30 protein-coding genes and 1 tRNA gene are annotated in these 26973 nt (G+C 66.0%); 22 read left to right on the top strand and 9 right to left on the bottom strand.

The annotated features are described in order from the left end of the window. Positions 1 to 80: 80 nt before the first annotated feature. Both A5658_RS14830 and A5658_RS14825 read right to left on the bottom strand, forming a co-directional pair. Positions 81 to 719 (bottom strand): bifunctional 2-polyprenyl-6-hydroxyphenol methylase/3-demethylubiquinol 3-O-methyltransferase UbiG, encoded by a 639-nt coding sequence (locus A5658_RS14830; RefSeq protein WP_067336235.1) that lies wholly within the window; start codon positions 717 to 719, stop codon positions 81 to 83. A gap of 10 nt (positions 720 to 729) precedes the next feature. Continuing rightward, on the bottom strand, positions 730 to 1734 hold the full coding sequence (locus A5658_RS14825; protein WP_067336287.1) for an Lrp/AsnC family transcriptional regulator: 1005 nt from the start codon (positions 1732 to 1734) through the stop codon (positions 730 to 732). A gap of 130 nt (positions 1735 to 1864) precedes the next feature. Here A5658_RS14825 and A5658_RS28135 point away from each other — a divergent pair, with 130 nt between their 5' ends. From A5658_RS28135 to xerD, 13 genes are all read left to right on the top strand, one after another. Then, on the top strand, positions 1865 to 2140 hold the full coding sequence (locus A5658_RS28135; RefSeq protein ID WP_156751474.1) for a hypothetical protein: 276 nt from the start codon (positions 1865 to 1867) through the stop codon (positions 2138 to 2140). Positions 2141 to 2176: 36 nt separating this feature from the next. Then, positions 2177 to 3034, top strand: coding sequence for an LLM class flavin-dependent oxidoreductase (locus A5658_RS14820; protein WP_067336232.1), 858 nt, complete (start codon positions 2177 to 2179; stop codon positions 3032 to 3034). 63 nt (positions 3035 to 3097) lie between these two features. After that, positions 3098 to 3883 carry a hypothetical protein gene (locus A5658_RS14815; RefSeq protein ID WP_082993182.1) on the top strand — a complete coding sequence of 262 codons (786 nt, stop codon included), beginning with the start codon at positions 3098 to 3100 and terminating at the stop codon, positions 3881 to 3883. Between the two features lies 1 nt (position 3884). Further along, positions 3885 to 4874 carry an HAD-IIA family hydrolase gene (locus A5658_RS14810; protein WP_067336229.1) on the top strand — a complete coding sequence of 330 codons (990 nt, stop codon included), beginning with the start codon at positions 3885 to 3887 and terminating at the stop codon, positions 4872 to 4874. Between the two features lie 21 nt (positions 4875 to 4895). Continuing rightward, entirely contained in the window at positions 4896 to 5072 is a 177-nt protein-coding gene (locus A5658_RS28465; RefSeq protein WP_197503130.1) for a hypothetical protein, read from the top strand. Positions 5073 to 5078: 6 nt separating this feature from the next. Beyond that, positions 5079 to 5888 carry a TlyA family RNA methyltransferase gene (locus A5658_RS14805; protein ID WP_067336226.1) on the top strand — a complete coding sequence of 270 codons (810 nt, stop codon included), beginning with the start codon at positions 5079 to 5081 and terminating at the stop codon, positions 5886 to 5888. After that, a complete protein-coding gene (locus A5658_RS14800) occupies positions 5885 to 6808 on the top strand; it encodes an NAD kinase (RefSeq protein ID WP_067336223.1) in 924 nt (307 codons plus the stop codon). Before A5658_RS14805 ends, A5658_RS14800 begins: the two co-directional genes overlap by 4 nt. Positions 6809 to 6811: 3 nt before the next feature. Continuing rightward, positions 6812 to 8584 (top strand): DNA repair protein RecN, encoded by a 1773-nt coding sequence (gene recN, locus A5658_RS14795; RefSeq protein WP_067336220.1) that lies wholly within the window; start codon positions 6812 to 6814, stop codon positions 8582 to 8584. Positions 8585 to 8689: 105 nt separating this feature from the next. Then, positions 8690 to 9883, top strand: coding sequence for a putative cytokinetic ring protein SteA (steA, locus tag A5658_RS14790; protein WP_067336217.1), 1194 nt, complete (start codon positions 8690 to 8692; stop codon positions 9881 to 9883). A 12-nt stretch (positions 9884 to 9895) separates the two neighbouring features. Then, positions 9896 to 10846: a copper transporter gene (locus tag A5658_RS14785; RefSeq protein ID WP_067336215.1), complete on the top strand. Its 951-nt coding sequence runs from the start codon at positions 9896 to 9898 to the stop codon at positions 10844 to 10846. A gap of 231 nt (positions 10847 to 11077) precedes the next feature. After that, on the top strand, positions 11078 to 12838 hold the full coding sequence (locus A5658_RS14780; RefSeq protein ID WP_067336213.1) for a CTP synthase: 1761 nt from the start codon (positions 11078 to 11080) through the stop codon (positions 12836 to 12838). Then, positions 12831 to 13457 (top strand): NUDIX hydrolase, encoded by a 627-nt coding sequence (locus A5658_RS14775; RefSeq protein WP_067336212.1) that lies wholly within the window; start codon positions 12831 to 12833, stop codon positions 13455 to 13457. The genes A5658_RS14780 and A5658_RS14775 overlap by 8 nt, the downstream gene beginning before the upstream one ends. Next, complete coding sequence (xerD, locus tag A5658_RS14770; RefSeq protein WP_067336211.1) at positions 13454 to 14401, top strand: site-specific tyrosine recombinase XerD; 948 nt, start codon at positions 13454 to 13456, stop codon at positions 14399 to 14401. The genes A5658_RS14775 and xerD overlap by 4 nt, the downstream gene beginning before the upstream one ends. On the opposite strand, the gene A5658_RS14765 is transcribed toward xerD, so the two are convergent. Further along, on the bottom strand, positions 14398 to 15153 hold the full coding sequence (locus A5658_RS14765; RefSeq protein ID WP_067336209.1) for an O-methyltransferase: 756 nt from the start codon (positions 15151 to 15153) through the stop codon (positions 14398 to 14400). The two genes, xerD and A5658_RS14765, sit on opposite strands and share 4 nt — an antisense overlap. Before the next feature lie 159 nt (positions 15154 to 15312). Between A5658_RS14765 and A5658_RS14760 the strand changes: the two genes are divergently transcribed. From A5658_RS14760 to A5658_RS14730, 7 genes are read left to right on the top strand one after another with little or no spacing between them, the layout of a single operon-like run. Continuing rightward, positions 15313 to 16176 carry a ParA family protein gene (locus A5658_RS14760; RefSeq protein ID WP_067336204.1) on the top strand — a complete coding sequence of 288 codons (864 nt, stop codon included), beginning with the start codon at positions 15313 to 15315 and terminating at the stop codon, positions 16174 to 16176. Beyond that, positions 16173 to 16982 carry a segregation/condensation protein A gene (locus A5658_RS14755; RefSeq protein ID WP_067336199.1) on the top strand — a complete coding sequence of 270 codons (810 nt, stop codon included), beginning with the start codon at positions 16173 to 16175 and terminating at the stop codon, positions 16980 to 16982. Before A5658_RS14760 ends, A5658_RS14755 begins: the two co-directional genes overlap by 4 nt. Next, on the top strand, positions 16979 to 17716 hold the full coding sequence (scpB, locus tag A5658_RS14750; protein ID WP_067336197.1) for an SMC-Scp complex subunit ScpB: 738 nt from the start codon (positions 16979 to 16981) through the stop codon (positions 17714 to 17716). Before A5658_RS14755 ends, scpB begins: the two co-directional genes overlap by 4 nt. Then, positions 17716 to 18468, top strand: a complete 753-nt coding sequence (locus A5658_RS14745) for a pseudouridine synthase (RefSeq protein WP_067336195.1) — start codon at positions 17716 to 17718, stop codon at positions 18466 to 18468. The genes scpB and A5658_RS14745 overlap by 1 nt, the downstream gene beginning before the upstream one ends. Next, positions 18465 to 19145 carry a (d)CMP kinase gene (gene cmk, locus A5658_RS14740; RefSeq protein WP_067336192.1) on the top strand — a complete coding sequence of 227 codons (681 nt, stop codon included), beginning with the start codon at positions 18465 to 18467 and terminating at the stop codon, positions 19143 to 19145. The genes A5658_RS14745 and cmk overlap by 4 nt, the downstream gene beginning before the upstream one ends. After that, entirely contained in the window at positions 19142 to 20545 is a 1404-nt protein-coding gene (gene der / locus A5658_RS14735) for a ribosome biogenesis GTPase Der (protein WP_067336189.1), read from the top strand. The genes cmk and der overlap by 4 nt, the downstream gene beginning before the upstream one ends. Before the next feature lie 43 nt (positions 20546 to 20588). Beyond that, the gene (locus A5658_RS14730; RefSeq protein ID WP_067336187.1) at positions 20589 to 21371 is read left to right on the top strand and encodes a sulfite exporter TauE/SafE family protein; all 783 of its coding nucleotides are present in this window, start codon (positions 20589 to 20591) and stop codon (positions 21369 to 21371) included. A gap of 4 nt (positions 21372 to 21375) precedes the next feature. Here the strand turns inward: A5658_RS14730 and A5658_RS14725 are convergent, their stop codons facing one another. Further along, on the bottom strand, positions 21376 to 22059 hold the full coding sequence (locus A5658_RS14725; protein WP_067336185.1) for a DUF3060 domain-containing protein: 684 nt from the start codon (positions 22057 to 22059) through the stop codon (positions 21376 to 21378). Positions 22060 to 22123: 64 nt separating this feature from the next. Here A5658_RS14725 and A5658_RS14720 point away from each other — a divergent pair, with 64 nt between their 5' ends. Next, on the top strand, positions 22124 to 23140 hold the full coding sequence (locus A5658_RS14720) for an NADP-dependent oxidoreductase (RefSeq protein WP_067336182.1): 1017 nt from the start codon (positions 22124 to 22126) through the stop codon (positions 23138 to 23140). Here A5658_RS14720 and A5658_RS14715 read toward each other — a convergent pair. Both A5658_RS14715 and A5658_RS14710 read right to left on the bottom strand, forming a co-directional pair. Beyond that, positions 23137 to 23547, bottom strand: a complete 411-nt coding sequence (locus A5658_RS14715; protein WP_067336277.1) for a VOC family protein — start codon at positions 23545 to 23547, stop codon at positions 23137 to 23139. The two genes, A5658_RS14720 and A5658_RS14715, sit on opposite strands and share 4 nt — an antisense overlap. 5 nt (positions 23548 to 23552) lie before the next feature. Continuing rightward, a complete protein-coding gene (locus tag A5658_RS14710; RefSeq protein WP_067336172.1) occupies positions 23553 to 24026 on the bottom strand; it encodes a helix-turn-helix transcriptional regulator in 474 nt (157 codons plus the stop codon). A 62-nt stretch (positions 24027 to 24088) separates the two neighbouring features. On the opposite strand from A5658_RS14710, the gene A5658_RS14705 reads away from it, so the two are divergent. After that, positions 24089 to 24162, top strand: a tRNA-Pro gene (locus A5658_RS14705). Here A5658_RS14705 and A5658_RS14700 read toward each other — a convergent pair. The 3 genes from A5658_RS14700 to A5658_RS14690 form a co-directional block, all read right to left on the bottom strand. Continuing rightward, positions 24154 to 24660, bottom strand: a complete 507-nt coding sequence (locus A5658_RS14700; protein WP_067336170.1) for a DUF4352 domain-containing protein — start codon at positions 24658 to 24660, stop codon at positions 24154 to 24156. The genes A5658_RS14705 and A5658_RS14700 overlap by 9 nt on opposite strands. A gap of 179 nt (positions 24661 to 24839) precedes the next feature. Beyond that, on the bottom strand, positions 24840 to 25340 hold the full coding sequence (locus tag A5658_RS14695; RefSeq protein ID WP_156751473.1) for a hypothetical protein: 501 nt from the start codon (positions 25338 to 25340) through the stop codon (positions 24840 to 24842). 282 nt (positions 25341 to 25622) lie between these two features. After that, positions 25623 to 26915: a cation:proton antiporter gene (locus A5658_RS14690; protein ID WP_067336164.1), complete on the bottom strand. Its 1293-nt coding sequence runs from the start codon at positions 26913 to 26915 to the stop codon at positions 25623 to 25625. Positions 26916 to 26973: the final 58 nt, after the last annotated feature.

Raw genomic sequence — 26973 nt, 5'->3', positions numbered from 1 at the left:
GTGGAAAAGTAGGACACCGCCGAACACACACAACACACCCGTGCCCCCCAAAACCCTTGGGGGGCACGGGCATTTCTGTCTCACGACCGCAATGCCGGCTTCTCCCAGCGGAGCAAATAACGCCAAAAGATGAGCCGGCGCACGTGTGCGCCAGCAAGGATCGCGGCGGACCGTCCGGCGACTTCACGAGTCGTCAGCTCGGGAGCTAACACGGTAGGCATCGTCGAGTGCGTCGAGTCCTTCGCGAACCAATCGCCGCGACCGACAGAGCGCGCCAACAGAAATGCGGCACCCAGCAGTCGATGACCAAGTGCCGCAACGACTTCGGTTGGGAGTTCGGCGCGCAGATCCTTTCGCGGCAATGCAATGACGGCCAGGACTCCTCCCGGGCGCAGCAACGCGGCAAGCCGCGGTAGCGCAGTGGAGAGATCTACATGGTGCAGTGCCGATATCGAGAAGATCGCGTCGTAGCTGTTCTCAATCAGCGGGTGCGTCATGACGTCGCCCAACATGCATGTCACATTGTGGGGGGTGCGTTGGGCGGCGACCTCGATCATCGCCGACGATCGGTCTATGGCATCGACGTGGTCGATGCGCCCAGCGAGTCGGGCCGCGAATGATCCAGCGCCGCAGCCGACATCGAGCACCCGACGGCTGTGCGGCGGCAGCTGGCGGAGAAGCAGGCGGTGGTAGTACGCGTTGTGGTCCCAGTCGAGCACGGTCGCGACGTTACCGGCCGACCGGTACAGCGGGATGAATCAACCTGCCGTGAGCGACCAGTGAGGCGGCCTGCTTGAGTCGCTGGGTTCGGATGCTCAGGTCATAGCCCTGGATGTGCTCGATGCTGGCAAGCCGCTCGGCCACATATCGGTATAGGTCGTCGACGTCGCGACAAATCACGATCGCCAGGAGGTTGTTGCAACCGCTGATCGCCGATACCGAGGCAATCTCTTTGTGCGCAGCCATCTCCTCGGCGACTGCAGCGAGATGGCGCGGCGCGATCGTGAGCCACAGCATCGCGTTGGCATTGAAACCCAGGCGGTCCGACAGCAAATCGACGTCGAAGGCCAGCGTGGCCGAGGCCTCCAGAGCGGCCATCCGACGTTTCACTCGTGCCGGCGACCAACCGGTATGTTCGGCGAGCCGTGCGTGCGGCGCGCGCCCGTCCGCGGCAAGGGCCTCGAATAGTGGGTGATCGTCCTCGCTGGGCAACGACCCGCCTCCCGACTGATTCAGCATGCCGGGATCGCGCAGGATCGTCGCTGCCTGCCGGGCATTCAGAGTGTGCCCGTACGCGGTCCAATGCGCGCTGGCCGGAGAACCGAGCACCCGCAAAATCAGGTCGACTTCCAGGTCAAGCACCGCGGATGTTCGCGGAAGCCGTTGCAGGATACTGTCTTTCGTATCGCCGAGCGGAGCTCGCACGATGCAGACCAGCTCCGTCCAACCTGACAACACGTTGGCGTGGGTGACCTCTGGGCGTCGGACCAGGGCATCGGCCAGTCGTGGCAGATCGTCCGGCTTCGCACGGACCCGCACCACCCACTGGCATTCGCCGTAGACCTGTGGGTTGACCAGTCCGACTACCCGCACCACACCGCTGCGATGCAGTTTGCGATAACGTCGGGCGACCGCCTGCTCGGGGACGCCGACCACATCGGCGATCCGACGGAAGGACACCCGCGGCGACAACTGCAACGCGTGAAGAATTTTGCCGTCTATCTCGTCGAGCATGATGAAAACCATACGTCTTAGCACCGTCTGCTGTCGTTTAACGAACGGTTTTAGCTACCGAGTGGTCTGAATACCTCACCGAACTCCATCCTTGGGACAGCACAGCGACGACTACTCCGGGGCGGATCGAATGCGATTGACAGACAACACCATTCTGGTGACCAACGGTGGCAGTGGAATAGGCCGCTGTCTAGCTGTGGCCCTACATCATGCGGGCAATCGACCCGAGATGCATGGGCCGGGCGACGCCTTCACGATGACCGTTGACGACTTCGTTACCGAGGTGCTCTGGCTGATATCGGCCGAGCCGGAGGCTGACGAAGTGGTGGTCAGCGCGGCCCAGGGACTACCCGACGCGCAGCGCAACGGCGTCTACTCCGAGCAGTTCGCCGCCGTCAACTTCTGACCCACATCCGTAATAGCAACGCAGACAGGACTTCTCATGAAAATCGGAATTGGACTACCCAACAACGTGGTCGGCGTGCCGGGGCCGTTGGTCGTCGAGTGGGCCCTCCGGGCCGAGCAGCGCGGCTTCGAATCCGTGACCACCATCGACCGGCTCGTCTATCCCAGCCTCGACTCGGTCGTCGCATTGGCACTAGCCGCTGGCGCCACCAACGACCTTGTCCTGGTGACGAATATCTTGCTGGCACCGCTGTATCCGCCGGCGATCCTGGCCAAGCAACTCGCCAGCCTGGCCCTGGGCGCGGGCGACCGTCTGTCGATCGGGATCGCGGTGGGCGCGCGTGACGATGACTACACCGCGGTCGGTGTCGACTTCGACCGACGCGGCAGGTTGCTTGACCAGCAGGTGAGCAGCATGCGTGAAGCTTGGAGTGGCAAGCCGCTGGTCGGCGATAGCCCGATATCACCTCAGCCGGTGGACATTCCACTGCTGTTCGGTGGAAGGTCGAAGGCCACCCTGCGGCGCGCGACGACGGTCGGCGACGGTTGGGTCGCCGGGGCGTTGCGTGACTACAAGGGCCAGGAGGAATTCCTCGACCGGGTCCGCCACGGATGGCGCGAGACCGGCCGCTTAGGCGAACCGACGAACCACGCATCGGTGAACTTTGCGATCGGCGGCAACGACGTCACTGACGCCGGCCGCAAACATCTCGCGCACTACTACGGTTTCAAGCCTGACTACGCCAGGCTCAACGTGACCGACATGATCACCACATCGCAGGACGCGCGCGACACCGTGCGCGCCTACCGTGACCTCGGCTTCGACCGCCTGCTCTTCCACCCGGCCGTCGCGTCCCTCGAACAGGTGGACCGGTTGGCCGACGCCGTGCTGTAGCAGGGACGACAGCACGCAGCCCGTATCCTTTGTCGGGACGTACTGACGAGGTGAAGGGTTCGAGTGGGCGACGACAGGCAAAGCGACAAGGACCGGCGACCGAAGCGATCGCCGCGGCCGCCGGCCGCCACTTCCGGTCCGGGCCGAGCCCGCAGAGCACAACCCAGAAACGGCTCGGATGACGACCACAACGGGCCGCCCATTCCGCGCGAGATCGAGGCCAGGCAACTCGCACCCGAAATCCGTCGGGAACTCAGCACTTTGGACAAGGCCAACGCCGACGCTGTGGCGCGACATTTGGTCGCCGCGGGGGAGTTGCTCGACGAAGATCCCGCAGCTGCGCTCAGCCACGCGCGGGCGGCTCGAGCCCGCTCCGGCCGGATCGCCGCCGTTCGTGAGGCGGTCGGAATCGCGGCATACCAGTGTGGAGACTGGGCCCAGGCGATCGCCGAGCTGCGGGCCGCACGCAGGATGGGCAGCAAGTCCCCGCTGCTCCCGTTGATCGCCGACTGCGAACGGGGTTTGGGCCGGCCGGAGCGGGCGCTCGAGTTGGCCCGCGGCGAAGAGGCCGCCAAGCTGACCGGCGACGAGGCCGACGAGATGCGCATCGTGATCGCCGGCGCCCGCGCCGACCTCGGTCAACTGGAGCAGGCCCTCACCGTGCTGTCCACCCCGCAACTGGACCCGACCCGCGTCGGCACGATCCCGGCCCGGCTGTTCTACGCCTACGCCGAGACGTTGCTGGCCCTCGATCGCAGCCCCGAGGCGTTGGAGTGGTTTTTGCATGCCGCTGAAGCCGATGTCGAGGGGGCCACCGATGCCGAGGAACGAGTGAGCGAGCTTGGCTGACGTGGGAACGCTTGCGCAGGAACATGATTGCCTTCTTCTCGACCTCGACGGAACCGTCTTTCGCGGACACGAGCTGACCGAGGGTGCAGCCGAGGCGCTGGAAAAGACCCCGGGCCGAGCGCTATTCGTCACCAACAACGCGTCACGCAGCGCCGGAGAGGTCGCCGCGCACCTGCGAGCCCTCGGCCTGCAAGCAGCCCACGATGACGTCGTCACCAGCGCGCAAAGCGCGGCCCACGTGCTCGCCGGCCAGCTGGCACCGGGATCCCGAGTACTCGTCGTCGGCACCGAATCGCTGGCCGCCGAGATTGTCGCCGTCGGCCTCGATCCGGTGCGTCTCTACGAAGACAAGCCCGATGCTGTGGTGCAAGGCCATTCACCCGACACCGCATGGGCAAACCTGGCCGAGGCGGCCCTTGCCATCCGGGCCGGCGCGGTGTGGGTCGCCGCCAATATCGACGCCACCTTGCCCACCGAACGCGGCCTGCTTCCCGGTAACGGGTCGATGGTCGCCGCGCTGAAGGCAGCGACCGACGCCGACCCTCAGGTCGCGGGCAAGCCAGCGCCGACATTGATGCTCGATGCGTTGGCGCGCGGCGAGTTTCGCACACCGCTGGTCGTCGGCGATCGGTTGAATACCGACATCGCCGGCGCCAACGCCGCTGAACTCCCCAGCCTGATGGTGCTCACCGGAGTCAACTCCGCGCGCGACGCCGTCTTCGCCGTGCCCGAGCAACGCGCGACGTTCATCGGTCACGACCTGCGCTCGTTGCACCAAGGGGCACACGAGCTCAAAGTCGGCCCTCAGGCGGCCTGGCAGGTCGATACCGACGGCAGCACGCTCACCGTCAGCACCACAAATCACGACGACGGCGACGGCCTGTCGATCGTCCGGGCTGTTGCTCATGCCGTCTGGTCGACGCCGGCCACGACTGTCAAAGCCGGCGACGACACCGCACAGGCGGCGCTGCAACGGTGGTCTTTGACGTAAATCCCGTAGCGTGGAACAGCGATGAGTACCGACCCTGAAGAGATTCGCGCACGGATCGACGCGATCCTCGCCGAGCTGCCGGATCCCAGCGACCCCGAGAAGATGCCTGCCGAGGCCGATCTCGAAGAGCTCGCACGCCAGCTTTCCGAAGCGCACGACATGCTGGTCCAGGCGCTGGAGTCGGCGGAGAAGGCCTGAGGCACCGTGGCGCGGCGTACCCGTGTTGATGCCGAGCTGGTCCGTCGCGGGCTGGCCCGGTCGCGCCAGCAGGCCGCGGAGTTGATCGGCGCCGGCAAGGTCAGCATCGACGGGATGCCCGCCGTCAAGCCGGGCACCGCCGTCGCGGTGACGGCGGCGCTCAAAGTCATCGGCGAGACGGAGCGCGGCTGGGTATCGCGCGGCGCCCACAAACTCATCGGCGCACTGGACGTCTTCGGCATTGACGTCGAGGGCCGGCGCTGCCTGGACGCCGGCGCCTCGACCGGTGGCTTCACCGAAGTCCTATTAGACCGCGGTGCGCGAGAAGTGGTCGCCGTCGACGTCGGCTACGGCCAGCTGGCCTGGTCGCTGCGATCCGACGACCGGGTGGTGATCATCGAGCGGACCAACGCGCGCGAACTCACACCCGAGGCGATCGGCGGCAAGGTCGAGACCGTCGTCGCCGACTTGTCGTTCATTTCGCTGGCCACAGTATTGCCCGCGTTGACTGGATGCGCGTCAACCGACGCGGATATCGTTCCCATGGTGAAGCCGCAGTTCGAAGTGGGCAAAGGTCAAGTGGGAGCCGGCGGTGTCGTCCATAGTCCGGAGTTGCGGGCGGGCGCGGTGCTCAACGTCGCCGCTCGTGCCGGGGAGCTGGGCTGGCGCACCGTCGGAGTCGCCCCCAGCCCGCTGCCTGGCCCGTCGGGCAACGTGGAATATTTCCTATGGTTACGCGCCGAGACCGATCGGGGTTTGTCTACTGATGAGCTGGAATGTGCGGTGCGTGGTGCGGTCGAGGCTGGTCCCCAATGACGGCTGAGCGCACCGTGCTGCTGGTGGTTCACACCGGGCGCGAGGAAGCGACCGAGACCTCCCGCCGCATCGAAAAGGTGTTGAGCGACAACAATATTGGACTTCGAGTCCTGTCGGCCGAAGCCGTCGACCGTGGGCCGGTGCCGCTGGGGCCGAACGACATGCGCGCGCTGGGGGTCGACATCGAGCTCGTCGACGCCGACCCAGACGCCGCCGACGGCTGCGAACTGGTCATCGGGCTAGGCGGTGACGGCACCTTCCTGCGGGCCGCCGAACTCGCCCGCAACGCCAACGTGCCGGTGCTGGGCATCAACCTGGGCCGGATCGGCTTCCTCGCCGAAGCCGAGACCGAGGCCATCGACAGCGTCCTGGAGCATGTGGTTGCGCGCAGCTACCGCCTCGAGGAGCGCCTGACGCTGGACATCACGGTGCGGGTCAAGGGCGAGGTCGTCTCCCGCGGGTGGGCGCTCAACGAAGCCAGCCTGGAGAAAGGCCCGCGACTCGGTGTGCTCGGCGTCGTCCTCGAAGTCGATGGGCGGCCCGTCTCGACGTTCGGATGCGACGGGGTGCTGGTGTCGACGCCGACCGGGTCCACGGCCTACGCCTTCTCCGCGGGCGGGCCGATCCTGTGGCCCGATCTCGAAGCGCTGCTGGTCGTGCCCAACAACGCGCACGCGCTGTTCGCCCGGCCGATGGTCACTAGCCCGGATGCGCACATCGCCGTCGAAATCGAGGCCGACGGCCACGATGCCCTCGTGTTCTGCGATGGTCGCCGCGAAATGCGGGTGCCGGCCGGGGCGCGGTTGGAGGTGCAGCGCTGCGACGCATCGGTGAAATGGGCCAGGCTCGACAGCGCGCCGTTCACCGACCGTCTGGTGCGCAAATTCCGGCTGCCGGTTACCGGCTGGCGCGGACGGTAACCCGTGCTGTCCGAGATTCGGATCGAGTCGCTCGGTGCCATCAGCGTTGCGACAGCCGAATTCGATAGCGGCTTAACGGTTTTGACCGGCGAGACCGGCACCGGCAAGACGATGGTGGTGACGGGGCTGCACCTGCTCGGCGGCGCCCGCGCGGACGCGAACCGGGTGCGCTCCGGCGCCGAACGCGCCGTCGTCGAAGGGCGGTTCACCACCGCGGATCTCGACGACAAGGCGGCCGCGCTGCTCGACGAGATGCTGGACGGCTCAGGTGCCGAACGCGACGAGGACGGCAGCATTATCGCGTTGCGCTCGGTCAGCCGCGACGGACCGTCGCGGGCCTACCTGGGTGGGCGCAGCATCCCGGCGAAATCCCTGGGCGAATTCACCGCCGAACTGCTGACACTGCACGGCCAGAACGATCAGCTGCGGCTGATGCGGCCCGACGAGCAGCGCGGGGCGCTCGATCGGTTCGCCGGCGTCGAGGCCCGACTGGAGAAGTACCGCAAGTTGCGCGACGCGTGGCAGACGGCCCGCCGCGACTTCGTGGACCGCAGCAACCGTGCCCGCGAACTGGCGCAGGAGGCCGATCGGCTGAAGTTCGCGCTCAACGAGATCGACACCGTCGATCCGGCTCCCGGCGAGGATGGTGCTCTGGTCGGTGATATCCGTCGGCTCTCGGAATTGGACGCGCTGCGCGGGGCGGCGTCGAGCGCGCGCATCGCGTTGTCCGGCGCAGGGGATGACGCCACCGCCGATCCGGCCGCCCAGGCAGCTTGTGCGGCCGACCGCCTCGGCCGGGCCAAGGCGGCGCTGGAGTCGACCGATGACACGACGTTGCGGGCGTTGGCAACCCAACTCGACGAGGCGCTCACAGTGGTGGGCGACGCGTCGCGGGAGCTTGGCGGGTATCTGGACGAATTACCCTCGGACGCCAGCACGTTGGACGCCAAGCTGGCCCGGCAAGCCGAACTTCGCACGCTCACCCGGAAGTACGCAGCCGACATCGACGGCGTGCTGCTGTGGGCCCGCGAGGCGCGCGAACGACTTGCCCAGCTCGATGTTTCCGAGGAAGCGTTGGCCGGCCTGCAACGGCGCGTCGACGAACTTGCAGTCGAATTGTCAACCGCCGCAGCCGAACTCAGCAAGGGTCGTAGTCAGGCCGCCAAGCGGCTCGCGAAGGAAGTCACCGCTGAGCTGGCGGGCCTGGCGATGGCCGACGCCGAGTTCACCATCACAGTGTCAACCATGCCGGCCACGGCCGACGACCCCGCGGCACTGACGCTTGCCACCGGCGTGCAGGCCCACGCCGGTGGTGACGGCGTCGACCTCGTCGAGTTCGGCTTCGCCGCGCACCGCGGAATGACGCTGCTCCCACTGGCGAAAAGCGCCTCGGGCGGTGAACTGTCGCGGGTGATGCTGGCCCTGGAGGTCGTGCTGGCGGCGTCGACCACCGGCACCACGATGGTGTTCGACGAGGTCGACGCCGGCGTCGGCGGGCGGGCAGCGGTGCAGATCGGCCGGCGCCTGGCCCGGTTGGCCCGCAACCGGCAGGTCATCGTGGTGACCCACCTGCCCCAAGTGGCGGCCTATGCCGACACCCACCTCATGGTCGACACCAACGGCAAGAACGGCGCCAGCGGAGTTCGTCGCCTCGACGGCGAGGACCGGGTGGGCGAGCTCGCCAGAATGCTGGCCGGACTGGGTGATTCGGACTCCGCGCGCGCCCACGCCCGTGAACTGCTCGAGGCGGCGGACTGTGACCGGATTGCGACCTAAACCCGGCATCATGCCTGTGACAGATGTGACAAGATATAACTTCTGAGGCTTTTGTTACGGCGCGCCTCCCCGCTCCTTCTCGGGTTCCCCGACAGAATCGCCTCCATGAGCGTGACCACCACTTTGTCTTCACTGTTGTCCCGCAACACCGCGCGGCCGGGCGTCGTCGGCACCGCGCGCGTCGACCGCGATATCGACCGGCTACTGCGCCGTGTGTGCCCCGGCGACATCGCGGTGCTCGATGTGCTGGACCTGGACCGGATCACCGCCGACGCGCTCGTCGACGCCGAGATCGCCGCAGTGGTCAACGCTTCCCCCTCCGTGTCGGGCCGCTATCCCAACCTCGGACCCGAGGTGTTGCTGGCCAACGGCGTCACGCTGATCGACGAAACCGGCACCGACGTCTTCAAGAAGGTCAAGGACGGCTCGAAAGTCCGCCTCCACAACGGCGGCGTCTATATCGGGGATCGGCGGTTGATCAAAGGCACCGAGCGCACCGACGAAGAAATCGCCAGCCTGATGCAGGAGGCCAAGAGTGGATTGGTCTCACATCTGGAAGCGTTCGCCGGCAACACCATTGAGTTCATCCGCAGCGAGAGCCCGCTGCTGATCGACGGAATCGGCATTCCCGACGTCGACATCGAATTGCGCCGCCGCCACGTCGTCATCGTCTCCGACGAGGAAGACGCCACCGACGACCTCAAGCGGCTCAAGCCATTCATCAAGGAATATCAGCCCGTCCTGATCGGTGTCGGCACTGGCGCAGATGTGTTGCGCAAGGCCGGGTATCGTCCGCAGTTGATCGTCGGTGACCCCAGTAATCTCAGCACCGAAGTCCTCAAGAGCGGCGCACAGGTCGTCCTGCCGGCCGACGCCGACGGCCACGCGCCGGGCCTGGAACGCATTCAAGATCTCGGCGTCGGCGCCATGACGTTTCCGGCTGCCGGTTCCCCGACGGATCTGGCGCTGCTGCTCGCTGACCACCACGGTGCGGCGCTGCTGGTGACCGCGGGCCACCGGGCCAACATCGAGACGTTCTTCGACCGGACCCGCCAGCAGAGCAACCCCTCGACCTTCCTCACCCGGCTGCGGGTCGGCGAGAAGGTGGTGGATGCCAAAGCCGTTGCCACGCTGTACCACAACCGGATCTCCGGTGGCGCGATCGCGCTGCTGATCCTGACCATGCTGCTGTCGATCATCGCCGCGCTGTGGGTTTCGCGTACCGACACGGTGGTACTGCATTGGGCCTCCCTGTACTGGAATCACTTCGTGGTTTGGCTGCAGCACTGGATCCATTAGGACGGTAGCGACGTGATATCTCTTCGCCAACATGCGATTTCGCTGGCCGCGGTGTTCCTGGCTCTGGCGGTGGGAGTCGTGCTCGGCTCCGGTTTCCTGTCCAACACCATGGTCTCCGGGCTGCGTGACGAAACCCGCAATCTGCACAACGAGATCAACGGGCTCAACGACCAGAAGAGCCAACTCAACGCAAAGCTTGGTTCTGCCAACGCATTCGACACGCAGATGGCCGGCCGGATGGTGCATGACGCACTCAACGGCAAGTCGCTGGTCATCTTTCGCGCTCCCGACGCCAAGGACGAAGACGTCGACGCGGTGGCGAAGATCGTCACCCAGGCCGGGGGAGCGGTGACCGGCACGGTGACGTTGACCCAGGAATTCGTCGACGCCAACTCCGCGGAGAAGCTGCACTCGGTGGTCACCTCGTCGGTGCTTCCCGCCGGCGCGCAGCTGAGTACCAAACTGGTCGACCAAGGATCTCAGGCCGGCGACCTGCTGGGCATCGCGCTGCTCATCAACCGCGATCCCGCCGTCCCGCCCGTCGACGACGCACAACGCGACACCGTGCTGGCGGCACTCCGCGACACCGGTTTCATATCTTTCTCGGAACACGGGAATCAACACGTCGGCGCATCAAATGCGGCCGCGGTCATCACCGGTGGCTCGCTGAACAACGACGCCGGCAACCAGGGCGTCAGCGTGGCCCGTTTCGCTGCGGCGCTCGCCCCGCACGGTTCGGGCGTGATGCTTGCCGGACGTGACGGCTCATCGGACGGGCCCGCCGCAGTCGGAGTGGCCCGCGCCGACGCTTCGGTGACCCCGGTAATCAGCACCGTCGACAACCTCGAGGCCGCCTCCGGCCGCGTGACAGCGGTGTTGGGCGTGGCCGATTTGATCAACGGCGGTCGTACCGGTCAGTACGGCACCGGCCACCGCAGCACCGGCCTCACCGTCGCGCAGTAGTCGCTGACCCGCCGCGAAACAGAATCCTGGGTCGTGATCGCGGATTTTTCACAGCCCTGTGTTCTGCTTCGCGACAGGACGTAACCGCGCGGTAGCAGCGCCACCGGGCGTGTCAGCGACGCGGCGGCGGAGTGTTTGTTAGGGTGAGTTTCCGTGGGTCGGCAGGCCCAAAGCTGGAAAACAGCCCTCACCAGAGGCTAGCCCTGCGCCGTCATCACGGAGGTCGCCACATTGCGAAAGCATCCGCAGACCGCCACCAAGCATCTCTTCGTCAGCGGCGGGGTTGTCTCGTCACTCGGTAAGGGACTGACCGCAAGCAGCCTCGGGCAGTTGCTGACCGCTCGCGGGCTCCAGGTGACCATGCAGAAGCTGGACCCCTACCTCAACGTCGATCCGGGCACCATGAACCCGTTTCAGCACGGCGAGGTATTCGTCACCGAGGACGGCGCCGAGACCGATCTCGACGTCGGCCACTACGAGCGCTTCCTCGACCGCAACCTGTCCGGTTCGGCGAATGTCACTACCGGACAGGTGTATTCGACCGTCATCGCCAAGGAGCGTCGCGGCGAGTATCTGGGCGACACGGTCCAGGTCATTCCGCACATCACCGACGAGATCAAACGTCGCATCCTGGCGATGGCCGAGCCGGGGCCCGATGGCCGCCGCCCCGACGTCGTCATCACCGAAATCGGTGGCACCGTCGGCGATATCGAGTCGCAGCCTTTCCTCGAAGCGGCGCGGCAGGTCCGCCACGACATCGGCCGGGAGAACGCCTTCTTTTTGCACGTATCCCTGATTCCGTATCTGGCCCCGTCCGGCGAGCTGAAGACCAAGCCCACCCAGCACTCGGTGAACGCGCTACGCAGCATCGGTATCACGCCCGACGCCCTGATCCTGCGCTGCGACCGGGACGTGCCCGAGCCGCTGAAGAACAAGATCGCACTGATGTGTGACGTCGACATCGACGGAATCATCTCCACTCCCGACGCGCCATCGATCTACGACATCCCGAAAGTTCTGCACCGCGAGGAGTTGGACGCCTACGTGGTGCGCCGGCTCAACCTGCCTTTCCGCGACGTCGACTGGACCGAGTGGGACGACCTGCTGAGTCGGGTGCATGACCCGCAGGAGACCGTGCGAATTGCGTTGGTGGGCAAGTACATCGACCTTTCGGATGCCTACCTGTCGGTGAGTGAGGCGCTGCGGGCGGCCGGATTCAAACACCGCGCCAAGGTCGAGATCCGCTGGGTTGGCTCCGACGACTGCGAAACCGCAAGCGGGGCGGCGGCGGTGCTCGACGACGTCCACGGCGTGCTGATCCCCGGCGGATTCGGCATCCGCGGCATCGAAGGCAAGATCGGGGCGATCTCACACGCGCGGGCTCGCGGATTGCCGATTTTGGGCCTCTGCCTGGGCATGCAGTGCATCGTGATCGAAGCCGCGCGTTCGGTGGGTCTGACCGGAGCCAACTCGGCGGAGTTCGATCCGGACACCACTGACCCGGTGATATCCACCATGGCCGACCAGAAAGAAATCGTCGCCGGCGAAGCCGATCTCGGCGGCACCATGCGACTGGGCGCCTACCCGGCGGTGCTGGAGCCGGGTTCCATTGTGGCCCAGGCATATCAGGCCACCGAGGTATCCGAGCGGCACCGGCACCGGTACGAAGTCAACAATGCCTACCGCGATCGCATCGCCGAGAGCGGCCTGCAATTCTCCGGGACCTCTCCGGACGGGCACCTGGTCGAGTTCGTCGAGTACCCGCCGGAGATGCACCCGTTTGTGGTCGGCACCCAGGCGCATCCGGAACTCAAGAGCCGGCCGACCCGTCCGCATCCGCTTTTCACCGGCTTCATCGGCGCGGCGATCGAATACAAGGCGGCCGAGCGGCTGTCCCTGGAGATCCCCGAGCACCGGGCCAACGGCAACGGCGAGCAGCACGAAACCGCGGAGTCATCGCTGTCTGAGCCCGAGCCTGTTACCCGTGGGTGAGCACGTCTTCGAGACGACGTCGTCCGAAACACTGCACACCGGAAAGATTTTCGCGTTGCGGGCCGACCGTGTCCGGATGCCGGGCGGCGGCATTGTGACCCGTGAGGTGGTCGAGCATTACGGCGCGGTGGCGATCGTGGCCTTGAACGACGACGGCCGGATACCGCTGGTGTATCAGTATCGCCATCCCTTCGGCCGACGCCTCTGGGAATTGCCCGCCGGACTACTCGACGTCGACGGCGAAGCACCCCATCTGGCCGCCGCCCGCGAGTTGTGCGAGGAGGTCGGCCTGCAGGCGCAGACCTGGCAGACGCTGATCGATCTGGATTCCTCACCAGGTATCAGTGACGAGTCGGTCCGGGTATTCCTGGCCACCGGTTTGTCCGAGGTCGACCAGCCCGAGGCGCACGACGAAGAAGCCGACATGCGGGTGGAGTGGTGCTCGCTCGCCGACGCGGTGCAGCGGGTCTTGAGCGGTGAGATCGTCAATTCCCTTGCAGTGGGCGGCATCTTGGCGGCTCATGCGGTCGCCGAAGGAATCGCGGAGCCTCGACCGGTCGATGCGCCGTGGACCGACCGCTCGACTGCGTTCAACGCGCGTAAGGCGGCCGCGCGGTGACGACGCTGGCGCCGCCGCTGGAGGGACAGCTGCAGGGCTATCTCGATCACCTGACGATCGAGCGCGGTGTCGCCGCCAACACGTTGACTTCCTACCGTCGCGATTTGCGGCGATACTTCGAACACCTGACCGCCCGCGGCGTCGACGACTTGGCCAAAGTCAGCGAGGACGACGTCAGCGAATTCCTGGTGGCATTGCGCCGAGGCGATCCGGCTGCTGGTGTGTCGCCGCTGTCGGCGGTGTCGGCCGCGCGGACGTTGATCGCAGTGCGCGGATTCCACCGCTTCGCCGCGGCGGAGGGCCTGGCCGAATTCGATGTCGCGCAGGCGGTCAAGCCGCCGACGCCAGGACGCCGCTTGCCCAAAAGCCTCAGCCTCGATCAGGTCCTCGCGTTGCTGGCCGGCGCCGGCGGCGACAGCCCGTCCGACGGGCCGCTGACCCTGCGGAATCGCGCGCTGCTCGAATTGCTGTACTCCACCGGCGCGCGAATCTCCGAAGCGGTAGGCCTGGACGTGGACGACGTGGACACTCAGGCCCGGTCGGTGCTGCTGCGCGGCAAGGGCGGCAAGCAGCGACTGGTACCGATCGGACGGCCGGCGGTACAAGCGTTGGAGGCCTACATGGTTCGTGGGCGCTCTGAATTGGCGCGTCGGGGTCGTGGCACCCCGGCGATTTTCCTCAACGCCCGCGGCGGCCGGCTGTCGCGGCAGAGTGCATGGCAGGTGCTGCAGGACGCCGCGGCACGCGCCCACATCACGTCGGGCGTATCACCGCATACGTTGCGGCACTCGTTTGCGACCCATCTCCTCGAGGGCGGGGCCGATGTCCGCGTGGTCCAGGAACTGCTCGGGCACGCGTCGGTGACGACAACGCAGATCTACACGATGGTCACCGTGCACGCGCTCCGCGAAGTGTGGGCCGAAGCCCACCCGCGAGCGCGCTAGCTCCCCAGGTACTGCGACTCCAGTACCAGATCCGAGACCAGGCTCTGGTATTCCACGTGTGCCTTGTGCTCGGTGGTGTTCCACAACGTGCCCTGGTGCTGACGCATGTACTCGCGGTACTTGGGCGCGCCGGGAATCCGAACATTGTCGGCCACCGCGATCGACCCGGTGTGCAGCCAGCCTCGGTCGAGGATGCTTTGCAGATCGACTAGATACGCGTCCTTGTCGTGATCGAGAAACAGGAAATCCAAAGCGCCAGAACCGAATCGGTGCTCACTAGCCAGCGCGTCGAGGGTGTGTCCGCCGTCTCCGATGGTCCCGACGACGCAGGTGACCCGATCGGCAACTCCCGCGTGCGCCCAGATCCGACGGGCGTTCGCCGCGTTGGCTTCGGCAAGTTCGACGGAGTACACCTTGGCATCAGGTGCCGCGCGGGCGATGCGCAGCGCTCCGTAACCGCAATAGGTGCCAAGCTCGAGAGCCAGCTTCGGGTCGGCCCGCCGGACCGCCGCGTCCAGCAGCTCGCCCTTCTCGTCCCCGACGTTGATCAGCATCGACTTCTCGTAGGCGAACCGGTCGATGGTTGCGATGACATCGTCGATGTCGCCGGCGCGAGCGTGGCGCAGCACGTACTCGACCGCGGCGGCTTCGCGCCCGTCACCGATCTGGCCGGTGGTGGTGATGTTGCGAGCGCCGGTAGCCATCCGCCAGAACGACCATCGCAGGAGAGGGACGCGCTGCTTGAGACTCATGGTCGCCACCCTAGCCCGCTGGACGATCGAAGCGGGCGCTCACAAATTCGCAGGTGACGTTGTTGCGGGTCTACCGGCGACAGCGCTCGTAACCGTTACACTTTCGTGCCATGTCCGCCGTTGCCCGATCGCCGCACGAACGGCGTTGGAGCAGCGCTGATGACTGACGACGCCGACATCGGCTCAGAAGTCGGCCTGACCGGCCGCCCCCCGCGGGCGATCCCCGAGCCCAAGCCGCGTTCGTCGCACGGGCCCGCCAAGGTCATCGCGATGTGCAACCAAAAGGGCGGTGTGGGAAAGACCACGTCGACGATCAACCTGGGCGCCGCGCTGGCCGAATACGGCCGCCGGGTGCTTTTGGTGGACCTCGACCCGCAGGGCGCGCTGTCCGCAGGCCTTGGTGTGCCGCACTACGAACTCGAGCACACCATTCACAACGTCCTGATCGAACCGCGGGTGTCGTTGGATCACGTGCTGATGCACACCCGCGTCAAGAACCTGGATCTGGTGCCGAGCAACATCGACCTGTCGGCGGCGGAAATCCAGCTGGTCAACGAGGTGGGCCGCGAGCAGACGCTGTCCCGTGCGCTGCACCCGGTGCTGGACCGCTACGACTACGTCCTGATCGACTGCCAGCCGTCGCTGGGCCTACTGACTGTGAACGGCCTGGCTTGCTCCGACGGCGTCATCATTCCGACCGAGTGCGAGTTCTTCTCGCTCCGCGGCTTGGCGTTGCTGACCGACACCGTCGAGAAGGTGCGCGACCGGCTCAACCCGAAGCTGGAGATCAGCGGCATCCTGATCACCCGCTACGACCCGCGGACCGTCAACTCCCGCGAGGTGATGTCCCGGGTCGTGGAGCGCTTCGGCGACCTGGTGTTCGACACCGTCATCACCCGTACTGTCCGCTTCCCGGAGACCAGCGTCGCCGGCGAACCGATCACGTCGTGGGCACCGAGATCGGGCGGCGCGGCCGCCTATCGCTCGCTGGCCCGCGAGGTGATCGACCGGTTCGGCGCGTGACCGGCGGAGCGACCTGCGAGGCACAACCCCAAAACGGCTTCCAGGTCAAGCTGACCAATTTCGAGGGACCGTTCGACCTCCTGCTGCAGCTGATCTTCGCTCACCGGCTGGATGTGACCGAGGTGGCGCTGCACCAGGTCACCGACGACTTCATCGCCTACACCAAGGCCATCGGCGCCGAACTGGAGCTGGAAGAGACTACGGCGTTCCTGGTCGTCGCCGCGACGCTCCTCGACCTCAAGGCGGCCAGGCTGCTGCCCTCCGGTCAAGTCACCGACGAGGAGGACCTGGCGCTGCTGGAGGTCCGCGACCTGCTGTTCGCCCGGCTGCTGCAATACCGGGCGTTCAAGCACGTCGCGCTGATGTTCGGCGAACTCGAAGCCGCCGCGCTGCGCAGCTATCCGCGCGCGGTCGCGCTGGAGGACCAGTTCGCCGACCTGCTGCCCGAAGTGATGCTCGGCGTGGACGCCCAGACATTCGCAGAGATCGCCGCCAGCGCCTTCACCCCCCGGCCGGTGCCGACGGTCGGCACCGAACACCTTCACGAGGTGCACGTGTCGGTCCCGGAGCAAGCCAAGCGGCTGCTGTGGTTCCTGGAGCAGCGCGGGGTAGGGCAGTGGGCGTCGTTTTCCGACCTCGTCGCCGAATGCGAACCGATCGAGATCGTCGGCCGCTTCCTGGCACTGCTCGAGCTGTATCGCTCCCGGGCGGTAGCATTCGACCAGTCAGAACCGCTTGGTGTGCTCCAGGTTTCGTGGACCGGAGAACAGCCGACCAGCGCAGAATTGCGGGACGAATACCAATGAGCGAACCGTTCGATGCACAAGTGGGCATCGACGTGCCCGAGACCGACCCGGATCTCGACGCATCCGAGACGAACCTGGGCATCGACGTCGCGACCGCCCCGGAGCTCGAAGACAGCGAGCTGGGCGCGGTGCTCGAGGCTCTGCTGCTGGTCGTCGACACCCCCGCGACGGTCGAGGCGCTGGCCGCCGCCACTGAGCAGCCGGCGTTCCGGGTGGCCGCGAAACTGCGGTTGATGGCCGACGACTTCACCGAACGCGACAGCGGCATCGATCTGCGCGAGGCCGGCGGGGGATGGCGGCTGTATACCCGAGCCCGGTTCGCGCCCTATGTGGAACGACTGCTGCTGGACGGTTCCCGCTCGAAGCTCACCCGGGCCGCTCTGGAGACCCTGGCCGTGGTCGCCTATCGGCAACCGGTGACGCGGGCGCGGGTGAGCGCGGTCCGCGGGGTCAACGTCGACGCGGTGATGCGCACGCTGGTGGCGCGCGGGCTGATCACCGAAGCGGGCACCGATGCCGACACCGGCGCGGTCACATTCGCCACCACCGAGCTGTTCCTGGAACGCCTCGGCCTGTCGTCGCTGACGGATCTTCCCGACATCGCCCCGCTGCTTCCCGATGTCGACATGATCGACGACCTCAGCGAATCCCTCGACGAGGAACCACGTTTCGCAAAGCTGGCCGGCGGCCAGGCCACCGGCGATCAGCCGTTGGCATTCGACGTGGACCAGTGATGAGCACCGCCCGCGAACCGGACGGGGTTCGCCTTCAAAAAGTGCTGTCGCAGGCCGGAATTGCATCACGCCGGGTCGCCGAGCGAATGATCACCGATGGCCGCGTCGAGGTCGACGGTCTGGTGGTGACCGAACTTGGCACCCGGGTCGACCCCGATGCCTCGGAAATCCGCGTCGACGGCGCGCGGGTGATCCTCGATGAATCGTTGGTGTATCTGGCGCTGAACAAGCCTCAGGGCATGCACTCGACGATGTCGGACGACCGCGGCCGGCCGTGCATCGGTGACCTGGTGGAGCACCGGGTCCGCGGCAACAAGAAGCTCTTCCATGTGGGTCGGCTGGACGCCGAGACCGAAGGCTTGATCCTGTTGACCAACGACGGCGAGCTCGCGCATCGGCTGATGCACCCGTCCTACGAAATACCGAAGACCTATGTCGCGACCGTGAACGGGGCGGTACCCCGCGGGCTCGGCAAAAAGCTCAGGGCCGGAATCGAATTGGACGACGGGCCGATCGCTGTCGACGATTTCGCGGTGGTGGACGCCGTTCCCGGCAAGACGCTGATCCGGGTCACACTGCACGAGGGCCGCAAGCGGATCGTGCGCCGAATGCTGGCCGCGGCCGGCTTCCCGGTGCAGGCTCTGGTCCGCACCGACATCGGCGCGGTGACGCTGGGCGACCAACGCCCGGGCAGCATTCGGGCGTTGCGCCGCAACGAGATCGGCGAACTCTACAAAGCGGTAGGGCTGTGAGCGTAATCGTCGCCGTCGACGGTCCGGCCGGCACCGGAAAGTCCTCGGTATCAAGAGGATTGGCGCACGCCCTGCACGCCCGCTATCTCGACACCGGCGCGATGTACCGCATCGCCACGCTGGCGGTGCTGCGCGCCGGCGTCGATCCGGCAGACCAGGACGCCGTGCGGTCCGTCGCTGCTTCGGCGAAGATGTCGGTGGGCCACGACCCCGGCGAAGACCGCAGTTACCTTGACGGCGAAGATGTTTCGTCAGAGATCCGCGGCGACGAGGTGACCAAGGCGGTGTCCGCGGTGTCCGCCGTGCCGGCGGTGCGCGCCCGGCTCGTCGACTTGCAGCGCACCCTGGCCGACGGACCGGGCAGCGTCGTGGTCGAAGGACGCGACATCGGCACGGTGGTACTTCCGGACGCCGACCTCAAGGTCTTCCTGACCGCGTCGGCCGAGACGCGGGCGCGCCGTCGCAATGATCAAAATGTCGCCGCCGGCCTGCCCGACGACTACGACAGCGTGCTGGCCGATGTGCGTCGCCGCGACCATCTCGACTCCACGCGCGCGGTATCGCCGCTGCGCGCGGCCCCGGATGCGGTGGTCGTCGACACCAGCGAGATGACGGAAGCCGAAGTGATCGGCCACCTCTTGGACTTGGCCAAGCAGCGAAGTGAGGCCACCCGGTGACCGAAGACGGAACCTGGGTCGACGAAAGCGACTGGGAAGCAGATGAATTCATCGATCCCGTCGACGAGGAGGTCAGCGGCCCACCGCCGGTGGTGGCGGTGGTCGGGCGGCCCAACGTCGGCAAGTCGACGCTGGTCAACCGGATCCTGGGCCGGCGCGAAGCGGTCGTCCAGGACATTCCCGGGGTCACCCGCGACCGCGTCTCCTATGACGCGCTGTGGACCGGTCGCCGATTCGTCGTGCAGGACACCGGAGGATGGGAGCCCGACGCCAAAGGGCTGCAGCAGCTCGTCGCCGAGCAGGCATCGGTGGCGATGCGGACCGCCGACGCCGTCATCCTGGTGGTGGACGCCGTGGTCGGCGCAACCGCCGGAGACGAGGCGGCCGCCCGCATCTTGCGCCGCTCCGGCAAGCCGGTGTTCCTGGCCGCCAACAAAGTCGACAGCGACAAGGGCGAGGCCGACGCCGCCGCATTGTGGTCGCTGGGACTCGGTGAGCCGCATGCGATCAGCGCGATGCACGGTCGTGGCGTGGGCGATCTGCTCGACGCCGTCGTCGGTGCACTGCCGGAGGTCGCGGAGTCGGGCTCAAGTCAGGGCGGCCCACGGCGGGTGGCGTTGGTCGGCAAGCCCAACGTCGGCAAGAGTTCGCTGCTGAACCGGTTGGCCGGCGATGAGCGCTCAGTGGTGCACGACGTCGCCGGCACCACCGTCGACCCGGTCGACTCGCTGATCGAATTGGACGGCAAAATCTGGCGATTCGTCGACACGGCCGGTCTGCGCCGCAAGGTGGGGCAGGCCAGCGGCCACGAGTTCTACGCCTCCGTCCGCACACACGGCGCGATCGACGCGGCCGAGGTGGTGATCGTGCTTGTCGACGGTTCGGAACCGCTGACCGAGCAGGATCTGCGGGTGCTGTCGATGGTCATCGAGGCCGGGCGGGCCTTGGTGCTGGCGTTCAACAAATGGGATCTGGTCGACGAGGACCGCCGTTACCTGCTGGACAAGGAGATCGATCGCGAACTGGTGCAAATCCGGTGGGCGCAGCGGGTGAACATCTCGGCGAAGACCGGTCGCGCCGTGCAGAAGTTGGTACCGGCGCTGGAGACTGCGCTCGCGTCGTGGGATGCCCGCATCAGCACGGGTCGGTTGAACTCCTGGATCAAGGAGGTCGTGGCCGCGACCCCGCCGCCGGTGCGCGGGGGCAAGCAGCCGCGCATCCTGTTCGCGACTCAGGCCGCCTCGCGTCCACCGACCTTCGTGCTGTTCACCAGTGGCTTCTTGGAGGCCGGCTATCGCCGCTTCTTAGAACGACGCTTGCGCGAGACGTTCGGCTTCGAGGGCAGCCCGATTCGGATCAACGTGCGGGTACGCGAGAAGCGGAAACCGAAGTCCCGCTGAGTGTGACGCAATCGACGACGGTGGGCCAGCTACCGTCGTTTCGGTGTCCCTGACTCACGCGATCCTGATCGTCGTCGCCGGCCTGGCCGCGGGCGCGATCAACGCCGTGGTCGGGTCCGGCACCTTGATCACGTTCCCGACGCTGGTCGCGATGGGCTATCCGCCGGTCACGTCGACGATGTCGAATGCCGTCGGTCTGGTCGCGGGCAGCGCGTCGGGAACGTGGGGCTATCGCCGCGAACTGGGCGGCCAGTGGGACCGGCTGCGCTGGCAGATCCCGGCATCGGTCCTTGGCGCCGCTCTCGGGGCCTGGTTGCTGCTGCATCTGCCGGACAAGGTGTTCGCTCACGTGGTGCCCGTGCTGCTGGTCGCGGCGCTGGCTCTGGTGGTGGCCGGGCCGCGGATTCAAACCTGGGCACGGCGGCGGGCCGAGAGTGCCGGCCGCGACGCCGACGACGTATCACCCCGCAAGATGGCGGCATTAGTTGCCAGCACGTTCGCCATCGGTGTCTACGGCGGTTATTTCACTGCGGCACAAGGGATCATGCTTGTCGGCGCCATGGGCGCGCTGCTGCCAGAATCGGTTCAACGCACCAACGCTGCCAAGAACCTGCTGGCGTTACTCGTCAATATCGTTGCGGCACTGGCTTATACACTTGTGGCATTTCACAGGATCAGCTGGCTGGCCGCCGGTCTGATCGCGCTGGGTTCACTGATCGGTGGCTGGCTGGGCGCGCACTACGGTCGGCGGCTGTCGCCGAATGCGCTGCGCGCCACGATCGTCGTCGTCGGACTGATCGGGCTTTACCGGCTTCTGGCGGTCTAGAGCCTCAGCCCTTTTGCACGACGTTGTCGAAACCGGAGTTCCCGACCTTCGGCGAACCACTGTGATAGGTGATGTGGTTGCCGGAGCCGGAGGCTTGGATATTGTCGGCGCTGTCGACCGTGACTTGGTTCTGGATGCCGGATGCACTCACGCTGGCGCAGTGCCCGGTGATCGTGACGTTGTTGGTGATGCCGCTGACGTTGACCGTGCCCCCATTGCAGGCGATGGTGCGCACTTCGTTGATGCCGGAGACAGTGATGTTCTCACCCGCCGGCGCGGTCGTCGCTGAGCTCGGCGGCGACGCTGGCGCCATCGCCGTCGTACTCGGCACGACCCTGGACGGCGTTGGGCTCATCGGTGAAATGCTCGGGGTGGGGAACAAAGTGGTGAGTCCGCCGTGGGTCACCTGGTGGGCGCTGAACAGGAAGATCGCAATCGGCAGCGCGATCATGCCAATGACGAACAGCGCGAGGAAGATCCACAGACCTCGGCCCTGTCGACGTGTTCCGATCGGCGGGCTCTGATACGAGCCGCTGTAAGGCATCACCGGCGGCGGCATCGGCGGACCGGATGGCGGCGCCCACTTCCCGGGTGACGGATTCGCGGTGGCCTCGGAGGCGCGGGCGGCATCGGCCAGCGGCTGCTCCAGTTCCCGGATGCGGGCTTCCGGATCATCCTCGGATTTCATCTGTCGATGCTCGCATACCAAGATCACTCCGGATAGGGCATTCGCATTCGGTAGTTTCTGCATCGTGCCCGATTTAGCCAACCGCCAGATCCTGCTGCGTCGCCGCCCGAGTGGTCTCGTCCAGCCCGAGGACACCGAACTGGTGACCACCCCGGCGCCCGAGCCCGCCGAGGGTGAGGCGCTGGTCCGCACCACGTACATCGGACTGGACGCCGCAGTGCGGACCTGGCTCAACGACCAGCCGGGCTACCTGCCGCCGGTGCAGTTGGGCGAGGTCATTCGCGCCGCCGGCATCGGCGAGGTCGTGTCATCGCGGTGCGACGCGTACCAGGTCGGCGATGTGATCACCACGCTCACCGGCTTCCAGGAATACGTGATCATCCGCGACGACGTGTTCAGTACGCCGATTCCCGGGGAGAGCGATCAACTCGCGATCATGTCGGTCTACGGCCCGACGGGTGCGACGGCGTACATCGGGATGACCGATGTCGGCAAGCCCCAGGCCGGCGACACGGTGGTGGTGTCGGCGGCCGCCGGCGCCACCGGCTCGATCGCGGGGCAGATCGCCAAGATCGCCGGCGCACGAGTGGTGGGCATCGCCGGCGGGCCGGAGAAGTGCCGAGCTGTGGTCGAGGACTTCGGTTTTGACGCGTGCATCGACTACAAGAACGACGACTTGGAGGCGGCGCTCAAACAGCACTGCCCTCAGCGGGTCAACGTGTACTTCGACAACGTCGGCGGCCCCATCCTCGACGCGGTGCTGGGCCGGCTCGCGATGAACGCACGAGTTGTGTTGTGCGGCATCATCTCCAGCTACCTCACCGGCGACCACCCGGGCCCGGCCAACTACGTCAACCTGCTGTCCAAAACCGCGACGATGCAGGGGTTCAACGCGCTCGATCAGTGGGGCCGCTTCGAGGAGGCCTCGGCGGCGCTCCGCAAGTGGGGGCACGAGGGCCGAATCAACGCCCGCCAGACCGTGTTTGAGGGCATCGAATCATGCGTCGACGCCCTCAACGGCTTGTTCACCGGGGCCAATATCGGCAAGATGCTGGTGAAATTGAGCGAGCCGACGACTTAGGCCAGTTCCTGTATGCGGATCATGGTGCCCGCGGGATCACGCACGGCGCAGTCGCGAATTCCGTACGGCTGCTCGGTGGGCTCCTGAACGATGTCGGCGTTGCCGGCCTGTAGCCGTTCGAACGTGTCGTCGAGATCCTTTGTGGCCAAGACGATCATCGCGTAGGTGCCCTTGGCCATCATCTCGGCGATGGTCCGTCGCTCGTCGTCGGTGATGCCCGGGTTGGCCGTCGGCGGGCTCAAAACGATTGACGTGTCAGGCTGATTTGGCGGACCGACCGTGATCCAGCGCATCGCGCCCTTTCCGACGTCAAGGCGGACCTCGAAGCCGAGGGTGTCGCGGTAGAACGCCAGCGATTCGTCGGGATCGTCGTGGGGGAGCATGCTCGAGTGAATGGTGATGTCCATGACGGTCACGCTAGGTGCAGTGAGGTGGCGGGCGCTTCTCGATTCCTGATCGGTTTGGTGGCCTGCTTTTCTATGCATGAGGGCAGGCCCGCGTCGAGGTGTGCCGTCTGATCGCGGTACAGGCTGGGTGGCACGCCGACCAGCTCGGTGAACCGGGTGCTGAAGGTGCCCAGCGATGAGCATCCGACGGCGAAGCAGACCTCGGTCACGCTGACATCGCCGCGCCGCAGCAGCGCCATCGCGCGCTCGATGCGGCGCGTCATCAAGTAGGAGTACGGGGACTCGCCGTAGGCGATCTTGAATTGACGGCTGAGGTGGCCGGCGGACATGTTCGCGTCGCGGGCCAGTGCCTCGACGTCCAGCGGGTTGGCGTACTCGCGGTCGATGCGATCCCGGACCCGGCGCAGACGCGCGAGGTCGCGCAGGTGTTGATCGCCGTTGGATCTGCTGGCCACCCACGCGATCGTGCCACGTCGCATTGGGTTCGGGCGAGCGCCGCACCCTGCTGTAGGCTTTCTCCCTGCTGCCGATTCGGCGGCAACGGGCTGTGGCGCAGTTTGGTAGCGCACTTGACTGGGGGTCAAGTGGTCGCAGGTTCAAATCCTGTCAGCCCGACGAGGAGCCGCCTTGAGGCGGCGATGCGGGCTCCGGCCGCTTCAGTTTGACCGCCACTCCGCCTGAGGATGGCGAATCGTGCAGCACGATCTCGGTCGATCTCGCGTCGGGCACGTCGAACGCCAGCCTGACGCTCACCTGAAGGCCTGGGTCGATGCTGTCGCCGACGTCACCGATCCGCGGCGGGTCCATGAAACGCGCTGAATACATCCGCCCCGTGCTGTCCTTCAACTGCTGAGCGCCCCACACGAAAAACTGCGGATCTTTGCCGACGTTCCTGACCGCCATCGACACGACTAGATACACGCCCTGGGCGCGTGTGTGATCGAAGGTGGGCGAGGTCTCGACGTGGGTGACCACGAACGCAAATTGTCCATCGAAGACTTCTCGCCCTATCCCAGCCGGTGCCGACGTCGTTCGAGACATGTTGCACGATGCGAGCAGTACGGCGACCGCCGCGATGACCACAGCGAGGCTTCTCGCGCTGCCGAATTGCATGCGGCTAAGGGTATTTGGATGTTGTCACGGCATCGTCGCTTGCGGTTTCAGTTCACTTCGCGTTCATCGGCCTGTCGGCCAAGCGACCGACAGCATCCCACCCTCGGAAGGTCAGTGCTCGCCATTCACCGGCTGGTTCGCCGCCGGCCGCGACCGCGGGGTATGAGAGTAACGGTCGCCTACTCGCCGCGGATTCCCGATCGAGTAGGGATTACGTGCTGTCGCCACCAGTGCTTGAATCCGCGTCGTCGCGACCCGTAAACGCGTTCGATTCTTGCCTGTATCAACTCGGCATCGTCGATGAGTTTGCGTACGCGCCCGCGTAACTGAGGTTCGACCGGAACGCCGGCGAAGTCGAGCTGCTCGATCCTGATGATCGCGGTGTCGATCGCAGTTCGGAGTATGTCGACCGGGTAGAAAGGTGCGCATCGCTCGATGTATTCGAGTAACAGCTCGAGATAGGAGACGCGCTGCCATGGTTCCCCGAGCGGTTCAGCGGCGATGGCTTCATTGAGGTATCCGGTGTCGTTGTGGTGGCACAGGTAATTCATCGTCATCCAGTTGCCGGGTTGACTCAGCTTCGCGATCTTTAAGGCCACCAATTCTCGACGCCATTGCTCTTCGACTTCGGGTGGGACACCGTAACTGAGGTATTCGTGTTCGACGTCGTTGCGCGACATGTAGAACCTCGAACCGTCGTGAGCCAGATACAGCTCGCGCGCTCGGGCAAAGGATGGGACACCGGCCATCACAATCGCAGCATCACTTGTCTGCGACGGGCTTGGATGTCGAGCACTAGGACACCGTACCCACGCCGCTCCCCATCACCCGGGCACCGAAGTGATTCCCTCGGCATAGATAAGCCCCCCACATCGCGCAGAGCTAACAGCGCACAGCGCATTGCTCAACACCACGTGCAGATTCGCGACGGTGAGGGCGGGCACGGGGCATCATCCTCTACGTCAGGTCACCGCGGCAGCGGCACTGCCCTCTTGCGCCGGCCGGAGCGCGCTGTCGATCGCGCGATCGCGATGCCGCCCGTAGGCCCACTCGAAAATCGGGCTGGCCATCAGTGTGGTCACCACGGCGACCAACACGAGCATGGTGAATAGCGTCGGGGTGATGATCCCCGCTTGAAGTCCGATATTGAGCAGAATCAACTCGATGAGCCCGCGGGCGTTCATCAGTCCGCCCAGCGCGACCGATTCCCGTAGTGGAACCTTTCTGAGCCGTGCTGCGATCGCGCACGCGATGCCCTTGCCGGCGATCGAGATTGCGAGGATTCCGAGGGTCACCGCCCACAGCCGGGGAGTATTCACCAAGCCGATTTGCGTGTTCAGCCCCGAGTAGACGAAGAACAACGGCAGCAGAAACGTCGTGACGAGTGGCTCGAGGTGCATGGTCAATCGTTCGGCGAAGAAACCGTCCGGCATCGCGACGCCAAGGATGAAAGCACCGAAAATGGCGTAAATACCGATGGTGTCGGTGAACCAGGCGCAGCCCATCAGCAGGATCAACACCGTGCTCAGCACTCCCGGTGAGACCGCGTGCCGTCGCTCGGACATCGTGGCGAGTACGCGAAACGCCCTGCGTCCCAGACTCAGAAGCAGCACCGTGTACAGAATTGCGCCGACAATGGCGACGACGGCCACCACAGCGTTGCCGCGGTGAATGGCCAGCACGGTGGCCAGCATGCACCACGAGAACGCATCGTCGGCCGCGCCGCAGGCCAGGGCCAGCGTGCCCAACGGCGTTCCCGCCAAACCTTTTTCGTAGATGATGCGGGCAAGCATGGGGAAGGCGGTGGTCGCGATCGATGCGCCGAGGAACATCATGGCCATAACGGCGGTGACGCTCGTGTCGAAGTAAATTCCGGCGGACAGCAATGGCGCCGCGATCAGCGCCCCTAAGGTGAGCGGCGCGAGGATGCCCGCTGCCGACACGGCCGCCGCGGTGCCGACGCGATGCTTGATGAGGTTCACGTCGAAGTTGAGACCGATCAGGAACATGTAGAGCACCAGGCCGATTTGGGCTGTCGTATAGAGCACGACGTTCGCCGGTCCCGGAGGAAAAAGGTGCTGCTGGACATCTGGCCAGACCCGACCCAACAGCGAGGGTCCCAGCAAGACGCCGGCGATCATTTCGCCGACGACGGGCGCCTGGCCCAGCCGCTGCACCGCGATGCCGGTCATGCGGCAGGCGATGAGAATGACGGCAAGTTCCAGCAAGTAGTGGACCGCCGTGGCTGAAGGCATGAATGCGTCCTCGGGTTCGCCGGACTCTCGGGATCTCCGGTTGCCAGACCTGTAGGTT

The organism is Mycobacterium sp. 1245111.1, assembly GCF_001673405.1.
Classification (GTDB): Bacteria; Actinomycetota; Actinomycetes; order Mycobacteriales; family Mycobacteriaceae; genus Mycobacterium.
The sequence above is the reverse complement of the archived record's forward strand: the minus strand, read 5'-3'. Positions and strand labels throughout refer to the sequence as shown.